Below are 18,295 nucleotides of genomic sequence, written 5' to 3'. Positions count from 1 at the left end.
CATTTTTAAAAAATGGAATAAAAAAAACCGTACCGTCCAGGCATGCGTGGACAATACGGTTTATACTAATGACTTTATAATCTTACTACGAGTCAACCGATATTCCTACGCTGGCATTACCCAGATCAGGTTCAACGGGTATCATCTCAGCCGAATAACGGCACCCCGTGGTTACTTCAAATCTATATGCTAAAACCAGAACCAAAAAGGAATCCGGCTCCTTTCCATCAATTTATTTACTTGCTCCTTTGACAATGGCCTCTACCACCTCAGGATTGAGCAGGGTGGAAGTGTCACCTAACTGATCTGCTTCTCCTGAAGCTACCTTTCTGAGAATCCTGCGCATGATTTTACCAGAGCGGGTTTTAGGCAGTCCGGGAACTATCTGCACCTTATCAGGCTTGGCAATTGGCCCGATAATCTTGCTCACGGTTTCCCTGATTTCATTTTTCAAACTCTCTTCTGAGCGGCCTTCCATGTCACAGATCACGTAGGCATAAATCCCCTGACCTTTCACATCATGAGGGTAGCCCACCACAGCGGACTCGATCACCTTAGGATGCTCATTGATGGCATTTTCTACTTCGGCAGTACCCATTCTGTGACCGGACACATTGATCACATCATCCACACGACCCAGGATTCTCAAATAGCCATCATGGTCCCTCTTGGCTCCATCTCCTGTAAAGTAAAGTCCCTTGTAAGTGGAAAAATAGGTCTGTTTGCATCGATCATGATCCCCATAGGTTGTTCTGATCATACCGGGCCATGGAAACTTGATACATAGGTTTCCCTCCACATTGTTTCCATGAAGCTCCTTTCCCTCGGTATCAACAATGATTGGCTGCACCCCAGGCAGTGGCAATGAGGCATGCGCGGGTTTGTTGGGGGTCACACCAGCGATGGGCGCTATCATGATACCTCCGGTTTCCGTTTGCCACCAGGTGTCTACCAAGGGGCAGTTTCCTTTACCCACATGATCGTGGTACCAGTGCCAGGCCTCCTCATTGATAGGCTCCCCTACGGATCCTATCACCTTCAGAGTGTCCATCTTGTACGGCTCCAGCGGCTCCAACCCGTAGGCCTGCAGCGCACGAATGGCCGTAGGCGCTGTATAAAACTGGTTGACCTTGTGCTTATCGATGACCTCCCAAAAACGACCAACATGCGGATAGGTAGGTACTCCTTCGAACATGAGTGTGGTAGCACCAGCCAACAACGGGCCATATACGATGTAAGAATGCCCGGTGATCCACCCGACATCTGCTGTACACCAGTATACATCACCCACATTATACTGAAACACATTCACAAAAGAGTAATAGGTATAGACCATGTAGCCACCACAGGTGTGCACCACCCCTTTGGGCTTACCTGTGGATCCGGAGGTATAAAGGATAAAGAGCATATCCTCTGCGTCCATTTCCTCTGCCGGGCAATCCAGGGGCTGGCCCTTGATGGCATCATCCCACCAAATATCCCGTCCCTCCTTCATGGTCACCTCGGTACCTGTTCTTTTGAATACAATCACTTTCTCCACTGAGGTAGACTTTTCCAGGGCCTCATCCACCACACTTTTTACTCCTATGCTCTTGGCTCCTCTGTAGTTTCCATCTGAGGTCAGCACCATTTTAGCCTCACAGTCGTTGATTCGATCTGCTACAGCTGTGGAGGAAAATCCGGCAAACACTACTGAGTGTACCGCCCCGATCCGGGCACACGCGAGCATAGCCACAGCAGCCTCAGGCACCATGGGCATATAGATAATCACCCGATCACCCTTTTGCACTCCCTGTGCCTTGAGAGCATTGGCAAACTGGCAAACCTGATGATAGAGCTCCCTATAGGTAAGGGTGACGACCTCATCTCCCGGCTCATTGGGTTCCCAGATGATGGCCGGCCTATCCCCCATGATGAACAAATGACGATCGAGGATATTTTCTGTGATGTTCATTTTCCCATCTACAAACCAGTTGACATCTGGCCCATCAAAATCCCACTTCAATACCTTTGACCATGGCTTCTTCCAATGAAAAGACTCTGCCACTCTCCCCCAAAACTCTTCGGGCTGGAGAACGCTTTTCTGATATTCATGGATATAACCGCTCAGGGTTTGAATCTTGTGACTCATGTGTTTTGAATTTTTATGTTTTTGATAATTTAACGTTAGATAGGCCTTCAAATATCATGGATATCACTTACAATTCCTATGTGAAATTCCCAATTTGACAATGCTCCATCAGGTCCACCCCAAAGCAAAGGCCAAATATTTTACCGGCATTTACTTAACGGCCAAAAGAATATTCCATTCGTCGCTATTCATCCTTGGTGAGAGGTTACTTCATTCATAGTCGTATCAAGGACAGGCCGAAAACAATCGTGCAATATGGTCATGCGTATTATCCATCCAATGACTATATTTATGAAACTGACCAAATCCAGACATGAAGACCAACAAGCTCCTAATTGCCACTCTGGCGTTATTCGCCGTAAATGTACCCGCTTACAGTATGGATGGAATGTCCTCTAGTAGTTTCAATATCACACTTGGACTTCTGGAACTCCCATTCCTGATCATGGCTGTTGTTTTTAGTTTCCTCAATGCAAAAAACCTCAAGGGAGGAAAATTTGGGACAGGAATGACCTACCTGGCCTGGGGATTTCTGGTGATGGCCGTGGGTCACCTTCACATGCAGATCGACTATCACTTTGGGTTTAACTTATTTAACACCCTGCTGGGTGAAAGTGGTGGTCTTATCGCCTGGTTTATTGCACTTATTCTCACATGGGGACTTTCCGGGTGGGGGTTTTATCAGATTTGGAAGGTAAGTAAATCCTGATGTTTAAGTCCCTTTACAAAAGATTGAGTTCCCGACCCCATGGGAACCTCTTGCGTGAAGAGCACAACCGTTTTATCGAATACATTAAATCCTTTGAAGCGCAAGGGATTTGGAACGAAAACCTGGACAATAGGATCAAAAGCCTGGCCAAGGAAAGCTTTGACAGTCAGCTTAACAGATCCGCAGGACTCTATCTCCTTTTCGAACATTCCTTTATTTACAAACAAAAAAATCCATCCAAATATCAAACTCAGCTGAGAAGAGAGATGCGGGGCCGGTTTCCCAATTTGGTGGACACGTTGTTTTTCAGAATCATCTTTAGTTCAGTCAATAATCAGGAGCGTGACCTGGCTTATCTGATTGTGGATCTGGTATGGTCCAAATACACCGATATGGTGGGCAACTCCAAAAACGAGCTCCTCAAAAACTACAAGTATCAGGTGGATAAAGCTGCGGAGCAGTTGAAATTTAACCAGCTCAACAGAAGTGAATTCAGGAGTACGGTAAAGTACGAAGTGTCCAGGCTTTATGAGTACCTCTGCCTCTCCATGGGCCAGGCCAAAATATCAGAGTGGCTCCAGGAGGCTTATCAGCTATTGGCAGACAATTATCAGTTTCTTGATGGCTTTTCACTCCTAATTGGCATTCTTCCCGAGCCCCTCCTGAATGAGCAGCAGCTGAGCCAGCTGAGCCGGGAGCAAATTCACGGTGTACTGCTGGAAAAAACCGAAAAGCTGGAAGAAACCAACCAGAAACTTCAGATACAAATCGCCGAGCGGGAGAAGATTCAGCGGGAGCTGGCTCAGAGTGCTGAAAGGCTCTACACTGTAGTGGAAAATGCCATGGACGCAGTGGTTCTGCTGGATGCTTCCGGGAGGATTACCTTTTGGAACAATCAGGCTGAGACCATTTTTGGATGGTCAAGTGAGGAGATCATTGGCAAGAAATTCTCGGAGCACATTGTACCGCCAGACCGAAAAGAGATCCTGGACAGAGGGTTGGATTTCTTTCTTAAAGGACAAAAAATGCCCACCATCAACCGAAGATTTGAGTTGGTGGGGCTTTCAAAAGAGGGGAAGCTCATTGACCTGGAGCTATCCATTGGTGCCAATCAGATTGGTGATGAGGTTATTTTCACGTCTTTTATCAGAGACATCTCAGACCGAAAGCGCTACGAAAAGCAACTCATGGATGCCCGGGACAAAGCGCAAAAGGCTTCTCAAACCAAGGCAGAATTCCTCTCAACCATGAGTCATGAGATACGCACCCCTATGAACGGCCTGTATGGTACCATTGAGTACTTACTGTCAGAGAATCCAAGGGAAGATCAGCGGGAATCTCTGAAAATGATGAAACACTCTGCCAAGGGCTTGTTGGTGATATTGAATGACATCCTTGATCTTTCCAAACTGGAAGAAGGCCATGTGGAATTTGATCAGCGTGACTTCTCCATCCAGGAACTGTGCAACCGAACCATCTCCACGTTTATGCAAATGGCAGACGAGAAAGGAATCAACCTGACTCTGAACCTCCATCAACCCATACCCGGGCTCATAGGAGACCCCGTGCGCATTGGCCAGATCCTGAATAACCTCATTAGCAATGCCATTAAATTTACGGATGAGGGCTCAGTAGAACTAAGTGTGGAGTGTCTGGGGACGTCCAATGACTCAGTCAATGTGCAGTTCAAGGTTATTGACACGGGAACAGGTATTGCGCAGGCCGATCAGGAACGCATTTTCCACCGCTTTACGCAGATTGACAACTATGGAAAGACTCATCTGCGGACGGGAACAGGACTTGGATTGTCCATTTGTCAAAAACTCCTACAACTTCAGGGAAGTGACCTTCAAGTAGACAGCTCCCCCGGAAAGGGGTCCAGCTTCTTTTTCAAGCTCTCGTTTCCCAAATCGACCCAGAGAATTGCGCAGCATCCCACACCGGATGACCAAAAAAGAGACCTCTCTGGTGTCAGGGTTCTTCTGGCTGAAGACAACCAGATCAACCAGATCGTCGCCAAAAGATTCCTGGTGAAGTGGAACTGTGAAGTAGACATTGCTGATAATGGATTGATCGCCCTGGACTTACTGGCAGTTAACCAATATGATGTGATTCTGATGGATTTGCAAATGCCGGAAATGGATGGGTTTGAGGCTTCCAGAGCCATCCGAAACCACAAGGATTCTCACATGAAACGAATCCCCATCATAGCGCTAACAGCGGACGTATTTCCCGAGGTGAAAGAAAAAGCCTTGCAATCGGGTATGAATGACTTTATGTCCAAGCCTTTCGACTCTGAAAAGCTCTACTTCACCATCGCCTCGAACCTATAACCCATACTAATGATGAGTGGCTCCTCCGGCCCCTCTTGGGTACCTGATTTGCTCCACCATCTCCTGCACATCGGCTGGGGGCGCAGGGTAAAACCTGGAAATCCCGAATGAAACGGCAAAGTTGACCAGCATGGCCATGGTGCCAAAACCTTCCGGAGAGATTCCAAACCACCAGTCTGCCTGAGTGCCTCCTCCAAATCCATCAAATTTGAACTTGATCATGTAAAACAGCATCAGTAAGATGCCGACTACCATACCAGCGATAGCACCCTCCTTATTCATTCGCTTATCGAAAATGCCCAAAATAATCGCAGGGAAGAACGACGCTGCTGCCAGCCCGAAAGCCAGTGCCACCACCGCCGCTACAAACCCGGGCGGGTTAATGCCGAAATATCCAGCCACCAATACGGCACCCAGTGCCCCTACCCGTGCCCAAATCAATTCCTCCTTATCAGAAAGGTTAGGTTTTAATTGCTTTTTGATCAGGTCATGTGAAATACTGGCTGAAATCACCAGCAGTAAACCTGCGGCCGTAGACAGAGCTGCGGCCAGTCCTCCCGCTGCCACCAGAGCGATCACCCAGTTGGGCAAATTGGCTATTTCAGGATTGGCCAGCACCATGATGTCACGATCTATCGTAAGTTCATTCTTCTCTCCAGCCACGTATTGAATCTTCCCGTCTCCATTTTTATCCTCAAAAGCGATAAGACCAGTAGACTCCCAATTAGAAAACCACTGAGGTACCTGCTCATATTCCTGATTGGAAACCGTCTCAATGAGGTTGGTCCGAGCGAAAGCCGCTATGGCAGGAGCAGTGGTATATAGAATGGCAATGAAAATCAGCGCCCATCCGGCTGAAAGACGCGCATCCCTCACCTTCGGAACCGTAAAGAACCTGACGATCACATGGGGCAGACCTGCCGTACCTACCATCAGGGCAAATGTGATGGCAAAAACATCTATCATGGACTTGGTACCGCCGGTGTACTCTGCAAAACCCAGCTCCTTGTGAAGGTTGTCCAGCTTATCCAGCAGATAAGTACCATCCGCTACCTGGCTCCCAAAGCCCAACTGCGGAATATAATTTCCTGTGAGCTGAAAACTGATGAAAATAGCCGGCACCATAAACGCAAAAATCAGAACACAGAACTGAGCCACCTGCGTATAAGTCACCCCTTTCATTCCGCCAAGGACCGCATAAAAGAAGACAATGCCCATGCCTATATATACACCTACATTCACCGGCACCTCCAGAAAGCGTGAAAACACCACGCCCACACCGCGCATCTGACCTGCCACATAGGTGAACGACACGATGATGGCGCAAATCACCGCCACCGTACGGGCCACATTAGAATAATACCGATCTCCTATGAAATCAGGTACTGTAAACTTTCCGAATTTCCTAAGGTACGGAGCCAGAAGCAGCGCCAATAAGACATACCCACCTGTCCAGCCCATAAGGTATACCGAGCCATCATAGCCCATAAAAGAAATGAGTCCGGCCATGCTGATAAATGAAGCCGCAGACATCCAGTCTGCTGCCGTAGCCATACCATTGGCCAGGGGAGAAACGCCACCTCCAGCCACATAAAAATCATTAGTAGAAGCTGCCCGGGCCCATATGGCAATCCCTATATAAAGTGCGAAAGTGAATCCTACGATGAGGAAAGTCCAGCTTTGTACATCCATGAAGATCCTACTTTTCGTCTACATCAAATTCCTTGTCCAGCTTGTTCATCAAGCGGACATACACAAAGATCAGAATCACAAACGCATAGATGGATCCTTGCTGGGCAAACCAAAAGCCCAACTTGAAGCCTGCAAACTGAATTTCGTTGAGTAGGTCCACCAGCAGGATGCCGGCGCCAAACGAGACTGCAAACCAAATAGTCAGGAGAATTAGCAAATACCTGACGTTTCTGCGCCAGTACCGCTTCATTGTATTTTCACTCATGGTTGGATTAGTTACTTAACCTTGAAAGATATATGATTTTACCTTCCTGAAAAGAATTAATCCTAACTCAAAATGATTTTTTCATAGAAAATATTCTGTCGCAATGGCCGTAAACGCCCCAAACAGACTTATCAGAAACTTTTTGAGCCCAAAGTGATGATTGGGGCTGCTTTCCACAAAAATGGTAGTGGAAATATGCAGGAAACTACCAGACACAAAGGCAAAAAGCAGAAGAAGCACCTCTGGAGAAAGATTGAGCACCTGGTCGCTCATGAGAAATCCAACCGGTGAGGAGATGCTAAAGATGAGGAGTATACCCCACAGTCGCCCATCGAATCCCTTACTTGTCCGAAGAGTAGTCACCAGAGCAAATGCCGCTGGCATCTTGTGAAGGACAATTCCCACGAGTAGAGAATACGACTCATGCCGCTCATGAAATGGAGAATCGTGGGTAAGCAGTGCTCCCTCCAGAAAGGAGTGAATCACCAAAGCGATCAACAGACCAAACTTGGACGTTCCGGTGATCTCATCATGAGCATGCGTATGTCCGTGCTCAATACCAGAAGTAAAATATTCCAGCAGCTGCTGAAAGAAAAAACCAAAGAGGATGTATAAACCAACCTCCAGTGGGTCTTCTGACAATGAGAAGACTTCAGGAAGAATGTGTATAATGGTGACGGAGAAGAGAAAAGACCCTGCGAAGATGAGCGGGTACCGGATACTTTGGGTGTGATGACCAAAAAATTTAGAAGAAACACCCCCCAGTACGGCGGATAAGAACAAAATAAGAATCATTAAAACCATCGATCGGCGATATTATAGCGGTGAAGCATTTCCCTGCGCGGGCGCTGCAACTTCATAGAACGGATAATGCAATTCCTTTCAAGAAAATTCACCTGGAGCTGAACTTTTATTAATTTTTATTACAATCATTGAATGTTGTTGCGTTCTATTCGGGATTGCAGCCCCGAAGACACAAAACTTTTCAATTTACCCTCATCATCCTGATAAATCAAAAATGCCTCCAACTCTGTGGTGGATAAAATCTCTTTTGCTCCCTCTACACCCAACACCATGAACGCCGTGGCGTAGGCATCTGCCGTCATACAGTCCTCAGCAAATACAGAGGCACTAAGTAAATTATGACTGGTGTTATAGCCTGTTCTGGGATCTATGGTATGTGCGATGATCCGATCTCCCACCTGATAATAATTACGGTAATTCCCGGAAGTAGCCATGGATAAGTCATCTAGCTGCACTATTGCTAACAGACGTTGCTGGTCCCTGGCTACCATCGGATCTTCTATCCCAATTTTCCAGGTCTCGTTATCCTGATTCTGCCCTCTGGTGCGCACCTCCCCACCTATCTCCACCATGTAATGTTCGAATCCCCTTCCCTCCAGAAACTCTGCCACCAGGTCTACAGCATAGCCCTTGGCAATGGCACTAAAGTCCAGATACATGCCAGGATCCATTCTTACCTGACTCCCCTGGGTGATGATTCGCTCAAACCCTACCATAGATCTCAAAGAATCAATCACACTGCTATCGGGCACTGTGACTGACTTATCCGGACCGAAACCCCAGGCATTGACCAAAGGACCCACGGTAGGATCAAACGCCCCATTGGTACGCTCAAAAACCAGCCGGCTGGACTCCAGCACCTCAGTAAACATTTTCGTGGGGTAAAGTATACTGTCCGTTCTATTGAGCAGAGATATTTCCGAATCCGGAATGTAGGTGGACAGCGACTGATTGAAAGCCTGAAGAATGGAGTCAATTTCGGTCTTGTAACCGGGTACATCGTCACCCAGGTATTTCACATTGTAGATGATTGTGCCCATGGTCTGACCCGTAATATGTGTCAGCTGAAATTTGGGCTGACCCATAAAAACCCGATAAATCGCCACTACCACAACCACCGCCAGGATGACCCTAAACACTAGTTTTCGACTCATATTTGGATATTTTACGCAATATTAAGGCATACACTATTACTAACCTTCATTAACATTATCTTTGTCCAAGATCGAAAACAAAGCATGAGAGAAGACTACCTGAGAGGTGATGATGAGCAGATGGATTCTGGAGAAAAAGAGTTTGAAAAAGCCCTGCGCCCTCTTTCGTTTGATGATTTTGCCGGACAGGATAAAGTGGTTGAAAACCTGAAGATTTTCGTGAAGGCTGCAAAGCTCCGCTCTGAGCCGCTCGACCATGTGCTGCTACATGGCCCTCCCGGACTGGGGAAGACTACCCTCTCGCACATCATCGCCAATGAACTGGGCGCTGGCATCAAAGTGACTTCCGGCCCGGTACTGGACAAGGCCAGCGAGCTGGCTGGTTTGCTTACAAACCTGGAAGCTCACGATGTACTATTCATAGATGAAATCCACAGACTCAATCCGGTAGTGGAAGAATACCTCTACTCTGCCATGGAGGATTACCGCATCGATATCCTGCTGGACAGTGGACCCAATGCCCGATCGGTACAAATCAGCCTGGAGCCATTTACGCTGATCGGAGCTACTACCCGTTCGGGCTTGCTCACTTCGCCACTGCGTGCACGCTTTGGCATAAACTCCCGACTGGAATATTATGATGCCAAATTGCTCACCTCCATAGTGGGTCGATCAGCAGATATTCTGGAGACGCCCATCGATCAGGAAGCCGCCTACGAAATAGCCCGCAGAAGCAGAGGAACCCCTCGTATCAGCAATAACCTCCTCCGCCGAACCCGTGACTTTGCGCAGATCAAGGGAGATGGTGCCATCACACTGGACATTGCTAAAATGGCCCTCAAAGCACTGGATGTGGATGACCATGGACTTGATGAAATGGACAACAGGATTTTGGCTACGATCATCGAAAAATTCAAAGGTGGGCCTGTGGGGCTTTCTACCATTGCCACAGCTTGTGGTGAAGAGGCTGAAACCATAGAAGAAGTCTATGAACCTTTCCTGATCATGGAAGGCTACATCAAAAGAACTTCCAGAGGTAGACAAGCCACAGAACGCGCCTATCAGCACCTTGGTCACATCCCTCCGCAAGAGATGGGAAGGCTTTTCTAAGAAGACCCAAAATCGACTTCACGGCATCATATGTATCACATTGGTGCTGTGAATGTTCTTTCCCCGGATATCAAAAGGTAAAAATAGCGGGAGGTGATCTTTTCATCCTATTTTTAGGACTATAGCAAAACGCAAATGAAAAAGATCTTAGTCCCACTCCTACTACTTTATTTCCTGGAAAGCCTTGCCCAAACTGCTCCGGGTAACATACGCCTCAATCAGGTAGGGTTCCTGCCAGAAGCTCAGAAAATCGCGGTGGTTGTTGGCTCCAGCCAATCGGCCTTTGAAGTCATCAAAAACAGTAACTCGGCAGTGGTTTTTTCCGGTACGCTGTCCGCATCCAAATATTGGAGTAAATCCGAAGAAGATGTGAAAATCGCTGACTTTTCAGACTTCAAAACCAGAGGAACTTATAGACTGAAACTTGGAAATGGGGACCTCTCCCATCCTTTTAAAATAGCCGATGATGTACTCCTGGATTTAACGAGCGCCACCATCAAGGCCTATTACTACAACCGCGCTTCCATGGAGCTCACCGAGGAGTTTGCCGGTGTCTACAATCGCCCATTGGGCCACCCGGACAATGCGGTGGTAGTTCTGCCTTCGGCAGCTTCCGATGAGCGTCCCGCAGGCACCGTCATTTCCACCCCGAAAGGCTGGTATGATGCCGGTGACTACAACAAATACATTGTAAACTCAGGCATCAGCACCTTTACCCTACTCGCCGCTTATGAAAACTATCCTGAATTCTACGACACCCTTGACCTGAACATCCCCGAAAGCGGCAATGCACTGCCCGACCTCCTCGATGAGGCCCTTTGGAACATTGAGTGGATGAGTACCATGCAAGACCCAAATGACGGTGGAGTGTATAACAAGACCACTACTGCCAACTTTCAGGGAGTGGTGATGCCACACAAGGCTACCGCCACCCGGTATGTGGTGGCCAAGGGCACAGCAGCTGCACTCGACTTTGCCGCTGTAATGGCCATGGCTTACAGAATTTACAAACCCTACCTGCCCGACTTTGCTGACGAATGTCTGGCCAAGGCTGAATTAGCCTGGACTTGGGCCAAGACCAACCCTAATGTATCGTATAACAACCCTGGAGCACAAGATGGCTATCCGGCAGTTCATACCGGTGGTTACGGAGATGGCAACTTCAGCGATGAATTTTTCTGGGCTGCCGTCGAACTCTACATCGGCACCAAAGATGACAGCTACTTTTCCACCCTCAACTTTTCTCAATACTTTGGAATACCAGGCTGGCCCAATGTGCAAACCCTGGGTATCCTGTCGCTCATCACCCATAGAAAATCCCTAACGGCAGCTGCCGATACCACGGCCATTAAAAACATCCTGATCAATATGACGGATGACATCAAGGATTACCAGAAAAACACTTCCCCTTACCTCATTCCAAACAATGACTTCTACTGGGGAAGTAATAGTATCCCCGGCAATCAGGGGATGCTGCTGATGTATGCCTATGAGCTGACGAATGACGTGGACTACCTGAATGCTGCCATAGGAGCCGTGGATTATCTCCTGGGGCGAAATGCCACCAAATATTGCTTTGTGACAGGTTTTGGGACTGTATCACCAATAGATATTCACCACCGGCAGTCTGGCGCTGACAATGTGGCCGCACCGGTGCCGGGATTTCTGGCGGGTGGCCCAAACCCACAGAATGTAAATGACGACTGTGGTGCCAGCAAGTACCCCAGCCTCGTTGCCGCCCAATGCTACGTAGATGATTTTTGCAGCTACTCCACCAATGAAATCACGATCAATTGGAATGCGCCGCTGGTATACACCGCAGGAGCCATTCATGCAGTCTATGACCGGGATTTCAAAACACCCAATACCGATCCGGTAGAGGAGCCTTTGTCACTTTTCCCGTCATTCAAAGTTGAAATATACCCCAACCCGGCAGATGATTTTCTTATTGTACAAACCGATGAACACACCTTTGGGGAAATGGACATTCGCATTTTTTCCATCAACGGAAAAGAGGTCATCTCCACTACCCAATCGAGGATTGATGTTTCGGCATTGACACAGGGAGTGTATGTAGTCAGATGTAAAACCCGACAGCAGACCATCAGCCGTCAAATTCTGATCAGATAACCCATTGAATGAAAAAATCAAGCTGGCAAATGGATTTGCCAGCTTGAGAATCATCCCTTAGCCCTTGTAAGAACCCGGCTCATACCCAAAGGTAATAGCGATGCGATTCCATGAATTGATCTGGCAAATCAGCAGGACAAGATTAGCGATCTCCGCTTTGCTAAAATGCTCCGATGCATGGGTATATGCACTTTCCAAATCGGATTGATCTATTGCGGTCAATGCCTCTGTGAGGTGCAGCGCGGCAGCCTCAGCAGGAGTAAAGCAGGTAGCTTCGCGCCACACCTGCGAGAGATAGAGCCGCTGGGCGGTCTCACCATCTTTGGCCGCCTCTTTGGCGTGCATGTCCATACAATAGCCACACCCATTGATGACCGAAGCCCGAAACTTCACCAGGTGGTAGATCATTTGATCAATGCCTGCTTTCTTTAAATAGCCCTCAGTATTCAGCATGGTATCAAACCAGCCTTTTGGGAGTTCTTTTGCTGTTATTCTTTCCATTGTCATACATTTATTTGGTTTATGGTAGTATGACTGGCCAGCAGCCCAATACGTGACAGTTTTTTTGAGTTATTGATTGATTCGAAAGTCCATCAGCTTTTCCGGATTGATCACCACAAAAACTCCGGTGACTTTGTCCGCTTCCACCTCCAGGATCATCACCCGATACACTTCATCATTTTGCAAGTAGGCAATAGCCGGCTGATGATTAACAGAGATCACTTCCACTTGGGTGTTTTCCAAATAGTATTTGGTACCTATGGCCCGTAGCAATTTGGACACATGGTCCTTCCCTCGGAGTACCTTACGCACCGCTGAGTTATTTGGTCCGCCATCTGAGCGGCTTTCCACTTTATTTTTGAGCAAGTGCTTGATCCTGGGCAAATCAGCAGATCGCATCGCCCCGATCAACTCATTCAGGAGGTCACTGTCTTGGCTCGAAAGAGCCTTTTTCTTTCCTCTTTTCAGGTGAATCTTGTCTTTTGACCTTTTGTAAAGTTGCCGCGAATGCTCTTCTTCAACCCCGAGTACCTCGCCTATGTCTTTGTGTGAGAATTCAAAGGCATTTTTCAGGATAAAAACCGCCCGCTCTTGCGGGCTAAGTTTCTCCATAAGCACCAGCAGGGAATAACTCAGAATCCGCTCCTTGTCCACACCCTGATAGATACCCTCCTCGGTAATCACAGGCTCTGGCAGCCAATGATCAGGATAATGCTCAAGCCTGCTTCTCAGAAGATTCTTATGGCTGATCGACCGGTTGATCACAGATTTTACCAAATACCCGGTGGGATTTTGAACCTCCGGGTGTTTTTTGAGGACAAAAGGCACCAGCACCTCCTCCACTACGTCCCGTGCTGGTTCCATAGTCCCTATGATGTTATAAGCATAGGGCAGCAGCGTAGATCTGAATCGCTCAATCTCATTTTCCGGATATTGAAGTTCGCTCATCTCAAGTGTATCCTGTGGGTTTTCGTTAGCATGCATCTTTGTCTGAAGTCTTTGATCCAGTTTAATGACGCTGCTTGTTTGAAATCCGTGACAATTATTTTTCTATTTCAAAGTCTGCCTCAGTTTCTTCTCTGCCCGAAGTACATGTTCGCTTTCCGTATAGAAGAAAGCCGCCGGATCCATATGCTCCTCACTGATGATGTGCTGCTGGGCTTTGAACGTTTCTGAGTATTGGCTCAAAAAAACGATTCCCTGCTCCAACCCCACCAGTATGAGTACCAACAAAACGATGTTTCTAATCACGCGCTTCATATCGCCGAGGTGATTTCAGGGAATACTTTGTAAAACATCAGCCATGCCATGAGCAAGGTGAGCCCCAAATTGAGTAATTGACCACAGACGTAGAGAATCAGAGGCTTACCCCCAGAAAACTGGCTTCGGAGCTCTTTGAAATTGGTAGAGAGCCCAATGCTTACAAAAGCCAGGCAAAACAGCCACCCACGGATCTCTTTGGTAAACCCAAACAACTGCTTTTCGATCAGTGCCTCTGATAACTCGGGGCTCAGGGTCGCCTGCAGAAGGGAAAAGAAAATGGAGGCCCCGATAAATCCCAGAATAAACTTGGGGAAGCGGGTCCATATCTCAGAAGCGGATACTTTTTTACCCTGTGCACGATCCACTTTGGTGGTCCAGTAAACGGCCACCGCAAAGGCAATCACCCCGATGAGGATGTTTTGAATCATCTTAATGGTAGCAGCTACATTCATCGCACTATCCCCCAAGAAAGCCCCCGCAGCTACTACCGCGCCAGTGGCATCTATGGTGCCACCCAGCCAGGCACCGCCCAGAACTTCTGGCATCCCCACTGCTTTGATAAAGGCGGGCAAAGCCACCATCATCACAGAGGTAAAAACCATGGACAGCCCGATGGCCGTTGTGAGCTCCTCTTTTTTGGCATTGCAGGCGGCAGCAGTGGCAATGGCCGCAGACACGCCACAAACAGACATATCAGCACTGATGGTGATGTTCAGGGTTTTGGAAGACATCTTCAGAATCCGCTGACCAAACCAAAAAGTGGTGACCAGCACAATGGGGGTGACCACCCAGGCCACGAAAATACCAGGAAGCCCAATGGCCATGATCTTACCAAACAGCACCTCTGCTCCCAGCAGAACCAGACCGGTTTTGATAAACAGCTCATGCTTTAGAGCGGGTCTCAGCCAGTCAGGTATTCCAAAGGTATTGCTGATAAAGATCCCCAGAACGATCGCCCAAAGGGCATAACCCAGACCAATTGACTTGAAACTGACCTGAGACTGCAGTACATATGCCGCCAGTCCCACCAAAAATACCAGCACAAAACCACCCAAAAACTTTTTGAGGGGCGTGCCCATCATGACCGCTCCGCCTCCCAGAACAGACGCGAAAACCAGCAGCAGACTCATCAACCCCCAGCCGTAGTTTTTTCCGGCAAAGGTATCGAGTGGGTTATACTCCCACTTCTGCAGCTTGGCAGTCATGAGATGAAGATGACTTGTCAATGTAGTCTGCTCTATCTCCACAGATCCGGTGATGGCCTGTTCGCTGGCATTTCCATATGGAGCCATCACAAATACCACCAGGGCAAACCCAAGAATTAATACGCCCGTGGCAATAGCCACCAAATCTTCTGTCCATTTCATCCGCTCAAATTTTCCAAAAAGATATGAATTCTCCTCAACTAACCCCATCAGATATGGCCTCACTATTTACCTTTAAGGCATGAGCGAGCAAAATGTCACCATCATCTATTGTAAAATGTGTCGCTGGATGATGCGCGCCCACTGGATGAGTCAGGAGCTGCTCACCACCTTCAGCGAAGAACTGGACGAAGTAACCCTAAGGCAGGGCACCGGTGGCATTTTTGATATCTACGCCAACGGGACACTGATCTTCTCCAGAAAAGAAATGGGACGATTCCCGGAAATCACCGAACTGAAGCAACTTGTGAGAGATCACATCGCTCCAGACAAAAGCCTTGGCCATTCCGACAAGAAATCAGATTAATCTTTAGTTTGCAGCCTGATGCAGCAACTCAATCCTATTAAATTCTGGCCGCCACTCATTCTCCTCACGGGCACAGTGATCTACAGTCTGCTGGATAAAGAGGGGTTTCTGGCTGCAGCTCAGTCTATCAACACCTGGATTCTGGAGCACTTCAGTTGGCTGTTTAGCTGGAGTGTCTTGTTGTTCGTTTTGCTCCTTGTCGTCATTTACATTTCCCCATTCGGTCGGATCACCATAGGGGGGAAGGGAGCTACCCCGCTACTTTCCAAATGGAAATGGTTTTCGATTACCCTCTGTACCACCATTGCCACTGGCATTTTGTTTTGGGGAACCGCAGAGCCACTCTTTCATTTTCATCAGCCACCCGCCAGCCTGGGCATCAACCCCGCCAGCGTAGAAGCCCGGAATTTTTCTATGGCTACGATGATCCTTCACTGGACCCTAAGCCCCTATGCCATCTATACCATGGCAGCGCTGGTCTTTGCCTATTGTTTTTATAACCTCCAGCGCCCTTTTGAGGTAAGCGCTACCCTCTTTCCCCTCATTGGTAAAAGCTCCTCCGGAATCATTGGACACCTCACCGATATCATTTGCTTATACGGACTGGTGGCAGGCATGGCAGCTTCCCTGGGAGCTGGCATTCTTACCATCTCTGGAGGACTGCGCCTTTTTCTGGGTATTCCTCCTTCCAGTTTTCTCCTGCTGGTCATTACCATAACCATTGTAGGCACTTTCGTGGCCTCTGCCAGCAGTGGGCTGATGAAAGGTATTCGTGTGCTTTCCGACTACAACATCAAAGCATTTATTCTCCTGGCCATTTTCTTTTTCTGCTTCGGCCCCACCATGCCTATTTTAGAAACAGGAAGCTCGGCGGTGGTCGCTTACGTCCAAAATTTTCTTCCCCGCAGCGTCAACTGGAACCACGCCCTTGATCAAAGTTGGTTTCAGAGCTGGACCGTCTTCAACTGGGCCAACTGGCTGGCCTGGGCACCCATCACGGCTCTTTTCCTTGGTCGGCTCGGCAAAGGATATACCGTTCGTCAGTTTATCCTGGTCAATCTGGTCTTTCCATCTATTTTCGGAGGACTCTGGATGATGATCTTTAGTGGTTCGGCCATTCACTTCGACACCCTGAGTAATGGTGCGCTATTTCAAATCCTGAACGATAAAGGGCCTGAAAATGTGATCTACGCTATCTTTGAATCCTTACCTTTTACCCGGCTGATCAGCATCATTTTTCTACTGATTACCTTTATCTCCTATGTCACCGCGGCTGACTCCAACACCTCCGCCATGAGTAATCTTTGCACCAAAGGGATCACCACCGAACATCAGGAATCACCGGTTTTCATTCAGGTGATCTGGGGGACTATCGTGGGGACATTGGCCTGGATCATGATCTCCTACTCGGGCATAGAAGGGATCAAAATGATCTCCGTGCTTGGCGGTTTCCCAGCGTTGTTTCTGGTCATCGCCATTTCCCTTGGCGCCCTCCACCTAATCATCACTACCAAATCATGAACCCACAGCAGCATACCGCACTGATCAAATCGCTGGCCACTGAGCTGGGCTTCAGTTTCTGTGGAATCTCCAAAGCGGGATTTCTAGAGGGCGAAGCACCTAAAGTGGAAGAATGGCTCAGGCGCGGATATCAGGGAAAAATGGGTTATCTGGAAAACCATTTTGACAAGCGACTGGACCCCACCAAACTGGTGCCTGGTGCTAAGTCTGTGGTCTCTCTCCTCTACAACTACTATCCCGAAAAAGACCAGGCCACCGACGGAAACTATAAACTGGCTAAGTACGCCTATGGTCAGGACTATCACCATGTGATCAAGGACAAGTTGAAGGTTTTTATGAATCAGATTCAGGCAAAAATTGGAGCTGTGGAGGGAAGAGTATTTGTAGACTCGGCGCCCGTACACGAGCGGGCCTGGGCCGCCAAAAGTGGACTGGGGTGGATTGGCAAAAACTCCCTCCTACTCAACAGGCAGATGGGAAGCTTTTTCTTCCTGGCGGAGCTCATCATCGACCTGGAGTTGGAACCTGATGGTCCTATGAAAGACTACTGCGGCACCTGTACCGCCTGTCAGGATGCCTGCCCCACTGATGCCATCTCAGAGGCTTATGTGGTGGACGGGAGCAAATGCATTTCCTACCTGACAATCGAACTCAAAGAGAGCATTCCACCGGAGTTTAAAGGTAAAATGGAAAACTGGGCTTTCGGGTGTGATATCTGCCAGGATGTGTGTCCCTGGAATCGGTTCTCCACACCCCACAACGAACCCGCCTTCCAGCCACAGGGCTGGGAAGATTTTTCCGCTCAGGATTGGGAAGAAATGACCCAGGAAGTCTTCAGCAAAGTATTTAAGAAATCGGCCGTAAAGCGGACCAAATACGAAGGCCTCAAACGGAATATTTCTTTCCTAAAAAATAACACTTAACCCCTGCTTTTCTGCGTTGGGTTGCTTA

The 18,295-nt window shown here is 48.1% G+C and carries 16 protein-coding genes and 1 riboswitch; of the genes, 7 read left to right on the top strand and 9 right to left on the bottom strand.

The window, feature by feature from the left end; translation table 11 throughout:
• Positions 1-82: 82 nt before the first annotated feature.
• Positions 83-178: riboswitch (TPP riboswitch) on the bottom strand.
• A 54-nt stretch (positions 179-232) separates the two neighbouring features.
• Complete coding sequence (acs, locus tag ACHKAR_RS14135) at positions 233-2,182, bottom strand: acetate--CoA ligase (protein ID WP_395417977.1); 1,950 nt, start codon at positions 2,180-2,182, stop codon at positions 233-235.
• Positions 2,183-2,444: 262 nt separating this feature from the next.
• Between acs and ACHKAR_RS14130 the strand changes: the two genes are divergently transcribed.
• Together ACHKAR_RS14130 and ACHKAR_RS14125 are read left to right on the top strand one after the other, a co-directional pair.
• Complete coding sequence (locus tag ACHKAR_RS14130; protein WP_159582330.1) at positions 2,445-2,840, top strand: hypothetical protein; 396 nt, start codon at positions 2,445-2,447, stop codon at positions 2,838-2,840.
• Positions 2,840-5,173 carry a hybrid sensor histidine kinase/response regulator gene (locus ACHKAR_RS14125; protein ID WP_395417976.1) on the top strand — a complete coding sequence of 778 codons (2,334 nt, stop codon included), beginning with the start codon at positions 2,840-2,842 and terminating at the stop codon, positions 5,171-5,173. Before ACHKAR_RS14130 ends, ACHKAR_RS14125 begins: the two co-directional genes overlap by 1 nt.
• Positions 5,174-5,179: 6 nt before the next feature.
• Here the strand turns inward: ACHKAR_RS14125 and ACHKAR_RS14120 are convergent, their stop codons facing one another.
• From ACHKAR_RS14120 to ACHKAR_RS14105, 4 genes are all read right to left on the bottom strand, one after another.
• Positions 5,180-6,865, bottom strand: a complete 1,686-nt coding sequence (locus ACHKAR_RS14120; protein ID WP_395417974.1) for a sodium:solute symporter family protein — start codon at positions 6,863-6,865, stop codon at positions 5,180-5,182.
• Between the two features lie 7 nt (positions 6,866-6,872).
• Positions 6,873-7,130, bottom strand: coding sequence for a DUF4212 domain-containing protein (locus ACHKAR_RS14115; protein ID WP_395417972.1), 258 nt, complete (start codon positions 7,128-7,130; stop codon positions 6,873-6,875).
• Positions 7,131-7,211: 81 nt separating this feature from the next.
• Positions 7,212-7,925 (bottom strand): ZIP family metal transporter, encoded by a 714-nt coding sequence (locus ACHKAR_RS14110; RefSeq protein WP_255465319.1) that lies wholly within the window; start codon positions 7,923-7,925, stop codon positions 7,212-7,214.
• A 134-nt stretch (positions 7,926-8,059) separates the two neighbouring features.
• Positions 8,060-9,088, bottom strand: coding sequence for an FAD:protein FMN transferase (locus tag ACHKAR_RS14105; protein WP_395417970.1), 1,029 nt, complete (start codon positions 9,086-9,088; stop codon positions 8,060-8,062).
• A gap of 84 nt (positions 9,089-9,172) precedes the next feature.
• Between ACHKAR_RS14105 and ruvB the strand changes: the two genes are divergently transcribed.
• Both ruvB and ACHKAR_RS14095 read left to right on the top strand, forming a co-directional pair.
• The gene (gene ruvB / locus ACHKAR_RS14100) at positions 9,173-10,198 is read left to right on the top strand and encodes a Holliday junction branch migration DNA helicase RuvB (RefSeq protein WP_159582324.1); all 1,026 of its coding nucleotides are present in this window, start codon (positions 9,173-9,175) and stop codon (positions 10,196-10,198) included.
• A gap of 135 nt (positions 10,199-10,333) precedes the next feature.
• Entirely contained in the window at positions 10,334-12,328 is a 1,995-nt protein-coding gene (locus tag ACHKAR_RS14095) for a glycoside hydrolase family 9 protein (protein WP_395417968.1), read from the top strand.
• 57 nt (positions 12,329-12,385) lie between these two features.
• Here the strand turns inward: ACHKAR_RS14095 and ACHKAR_RS14090 are convergent, their stop codons facing one another.
• From ACHKAR_RS14090 to ACHKAR_RS14075, 4 genes are all read right to left on the bottom strand, one after another.
• Positions 12,386-12,829: a carboxymuconolactone decarboxylase family protein gene (locus tag ACHKAR_RS14090; protein WP_395417966.1), complete on the bottom strand. Its 444-nt coding sequence runs from the start codon at positions 12,827-12,829 to the stop codon at positions 12,386-12,388.
• 69 nt (positions 12,830-12,898) lie between these two features.
• On the bottom strand, positions 12,899-13,813 hold the full coding sequence (locus ACHKAR_RS14085) for a sigma factor-like helix-turn-helix DNA-binding protein (protein ID WP_395417965.1): 915 nt from the start codon (positions 13,811-13,813) through the stop codon (positions 12,899-12,901).
• A 66-nt stretch (positions 13,814-13,879) separates the two neighbouring features.
• The gene (locus ACHKAR_RS14080) at positions 13,880-14,089 is read right to left on the bottom strand and encodes a hypothetical protein (protein WP_395417963.1); all 210 of its coding nucleotides are present in this window, start codon (positions 14,087-14,089) and stop codon (positions 13,880-13,882) included.
• Positions 14,086-15,459, bottom strand: a complete 1,374-nt coding sequence (locus tag ACHKAR_RS14075; protein WP_395417962.1) for a YeiH family protein — start codon at positions 15,457-15,459, stop codon at positions 14,086-14,088. The genes ACHKAR_RS14080 and ACHKAR_RS14075 overlap by 4 nt, the downstream gene beginning before the upstream one ends.
• 79 nt (positions 15,460-15,538) lie before the next feature.
• On the opposite strand from ACHKAR_RS14075, the gene ACHKAR_RS14070 reads away from it, so the two are divergent.
• The 3 genes from ACHKAR_RS14070 to queG are packed head-to-tail and all read left to right on the top strand — an operon-like array spanning position 15,539 to position 18,267.
• A complete protein-coding gene (locus tag ACHKAR_RS14070) occupies positions 15,539-15,823 on the top strand; it encodes a SelT/SelW/SelH family protein (protein WP_395417960.1) in 285 nt (94 codons plus the stop codon).
• A gap of 18 nt (positions 15,824-15,841) precedes the next feature.
• The gene (locus ACHKAR_RS14065; protein WP_395417959.1) at positions 15,842-17,344 is read left to right on the top strand and encodes a BCCT family transporter; all 1,503 of its coding nucleotides are present in this window, start codon (positions 15,842-15,844) and stop codon (positions 17,342-17,344) included.
• Positions 17,341-18,267 (top strand): tRNA epoxyqueuosine(34) reductase QueG, encoded by a 927-nt coding sequence (gene queG / locus ACHKAR_RS14060; protein ID WP_395417958.1) that lies wholly within the window; start codon positions 17,341-17,343, stop codon positions 18,265-18,267. Before ACHKAR_RS14065 ends, queG begins: the two co-directional genes overlap by 4 nt.
• The last annotated feature ends 28 nt before the right edge of the window (positions 18,268-18,295 follow it).

Origin of the sequence: Marinoscillum luteum (assembly GCF_044005705.1) — a bacterium.
GTDB classification, from domain to species: Bacteria; Bacteroidota; Bacteroidia; order Cytophagales; family Cyclobacteriaceae; genus Marinoscillum; species Marinoscillum luteum.
The sequence above is the reverse complement of the archived record's forward strand: the minus strand, read 5'-3'. Positions and strand labels throughout refer to the sequence as shown.

Excerpts from the sequence above, each read along its gene's own strand:
- ACHKAR_RS14130 (WP_159582330.1), top strand. The coding sequence starts at position 2,445 with ATGAAGACCAACAAGCTCCTAATTGCCACTCTGGCGTTATTCGCCGTA.
- ACHKAR_RS14125 (WP_395417976.1), top strand. The coding sequence starts at position 2,840 with ATGTTTAAGTCCCTTTACAAAAGATTGAGTTCCCGACCCCATGGGAAC.
- ACHKAR_RS14120 (WP_395417974.1), bottom strand. The coding sequence starts at position 6,865 with ATGGATGTACAAAGCTGGACTTTCCTCATCGTAGGATTCACTTTCGCA.
- ACHKAR_RS14115 (WP_395417972.1), bottom strand. The coding sequence starts at position 7,130 with ATGAGTGAAAATACAATGAAGCGGTACTGGCGCAGAAACGTCAGGTAT.
- ACHKAR_RS14110 (WP_255465319.1), bottom strand. The coding sequence starts at position 7,925 with ATGATTCTTATTTTGTTCTTATCCGCCGTACTGGGGGGTGTTTCTTCT.
- ACHKAR_RS14105 (WP_395417970.1), bottom strand. The coding sequence starts at position 9,088 with ATGAGTCGAAAACTAGTGTTTAGGGTCATCCTGGCGGTGGTTGTGGTA.
- ruvB (WP_159582324.1), top strand. The coding sequence starts at position 9,173 with ATGAGAGAAGACTACCTGAGAGGTGATGATGAGCAGATGGATTCTGGA.
- ACHKAR_RS14095 (WP_395417968.1), top strand. The coding sequence starts at position 10,334 with ATGAAAAAGATCTTAGTCCCACTCCTACTACTTTATTTCCTGGAAAGC.
- ACHKAR_RS14090 (WP_395417966.1), bottom strand. The coding sequence starts at position 12,829 with ATGGAAAGAATAACAGCAAAAGAACTCCCAAAAGGCTGGTTTGATACC.
- ACHKAR_RS14085 (WP_395417965.1), bottom strand. The coding sequence starts at position 13,813 with ATGCATGCTAACGAAAACCCACAGGATACACTTGAGATGAGCGAACTT.
- ACHKAR_RS14080 (WP_395417963.1), bottom strand. The coding sequence starts at position 14,089 with ATGAAGCGCGTGATTAGAAACATCGTTTTGTTGGTACTCATACTGGTG.
- ACHKAR_RS14075 (WP_395417962.1), bottom strand. The coding sequence starts at position 15,459 with ATGAAATGGACAGAAGATTTGGTGGCTATTGCCACGGGCGTATTAATT.
- ACHKAR_RS14070 (WP_395417960.1), top strand. The coding sequence starts at position 15,539 with ATGAGCGAGCAAAATGTCACCATCATCTATTGTAAAATGTGTCGCTGG.
- ACHKAR_RS14065 (WP_395417959.1), top strand. The coding sequence starts at position 15,842 with ATGCAGCAACTCAATCCTATTAAATTCTGGCCGCCACTCATTCTCCTC.
- queG (WP_395417958.1), top strand. The coding sequence starts at position 17,341 with ATGAACCCACAGCAGCATACCGCACTGATCAAATCGCTGGCCACTGAG.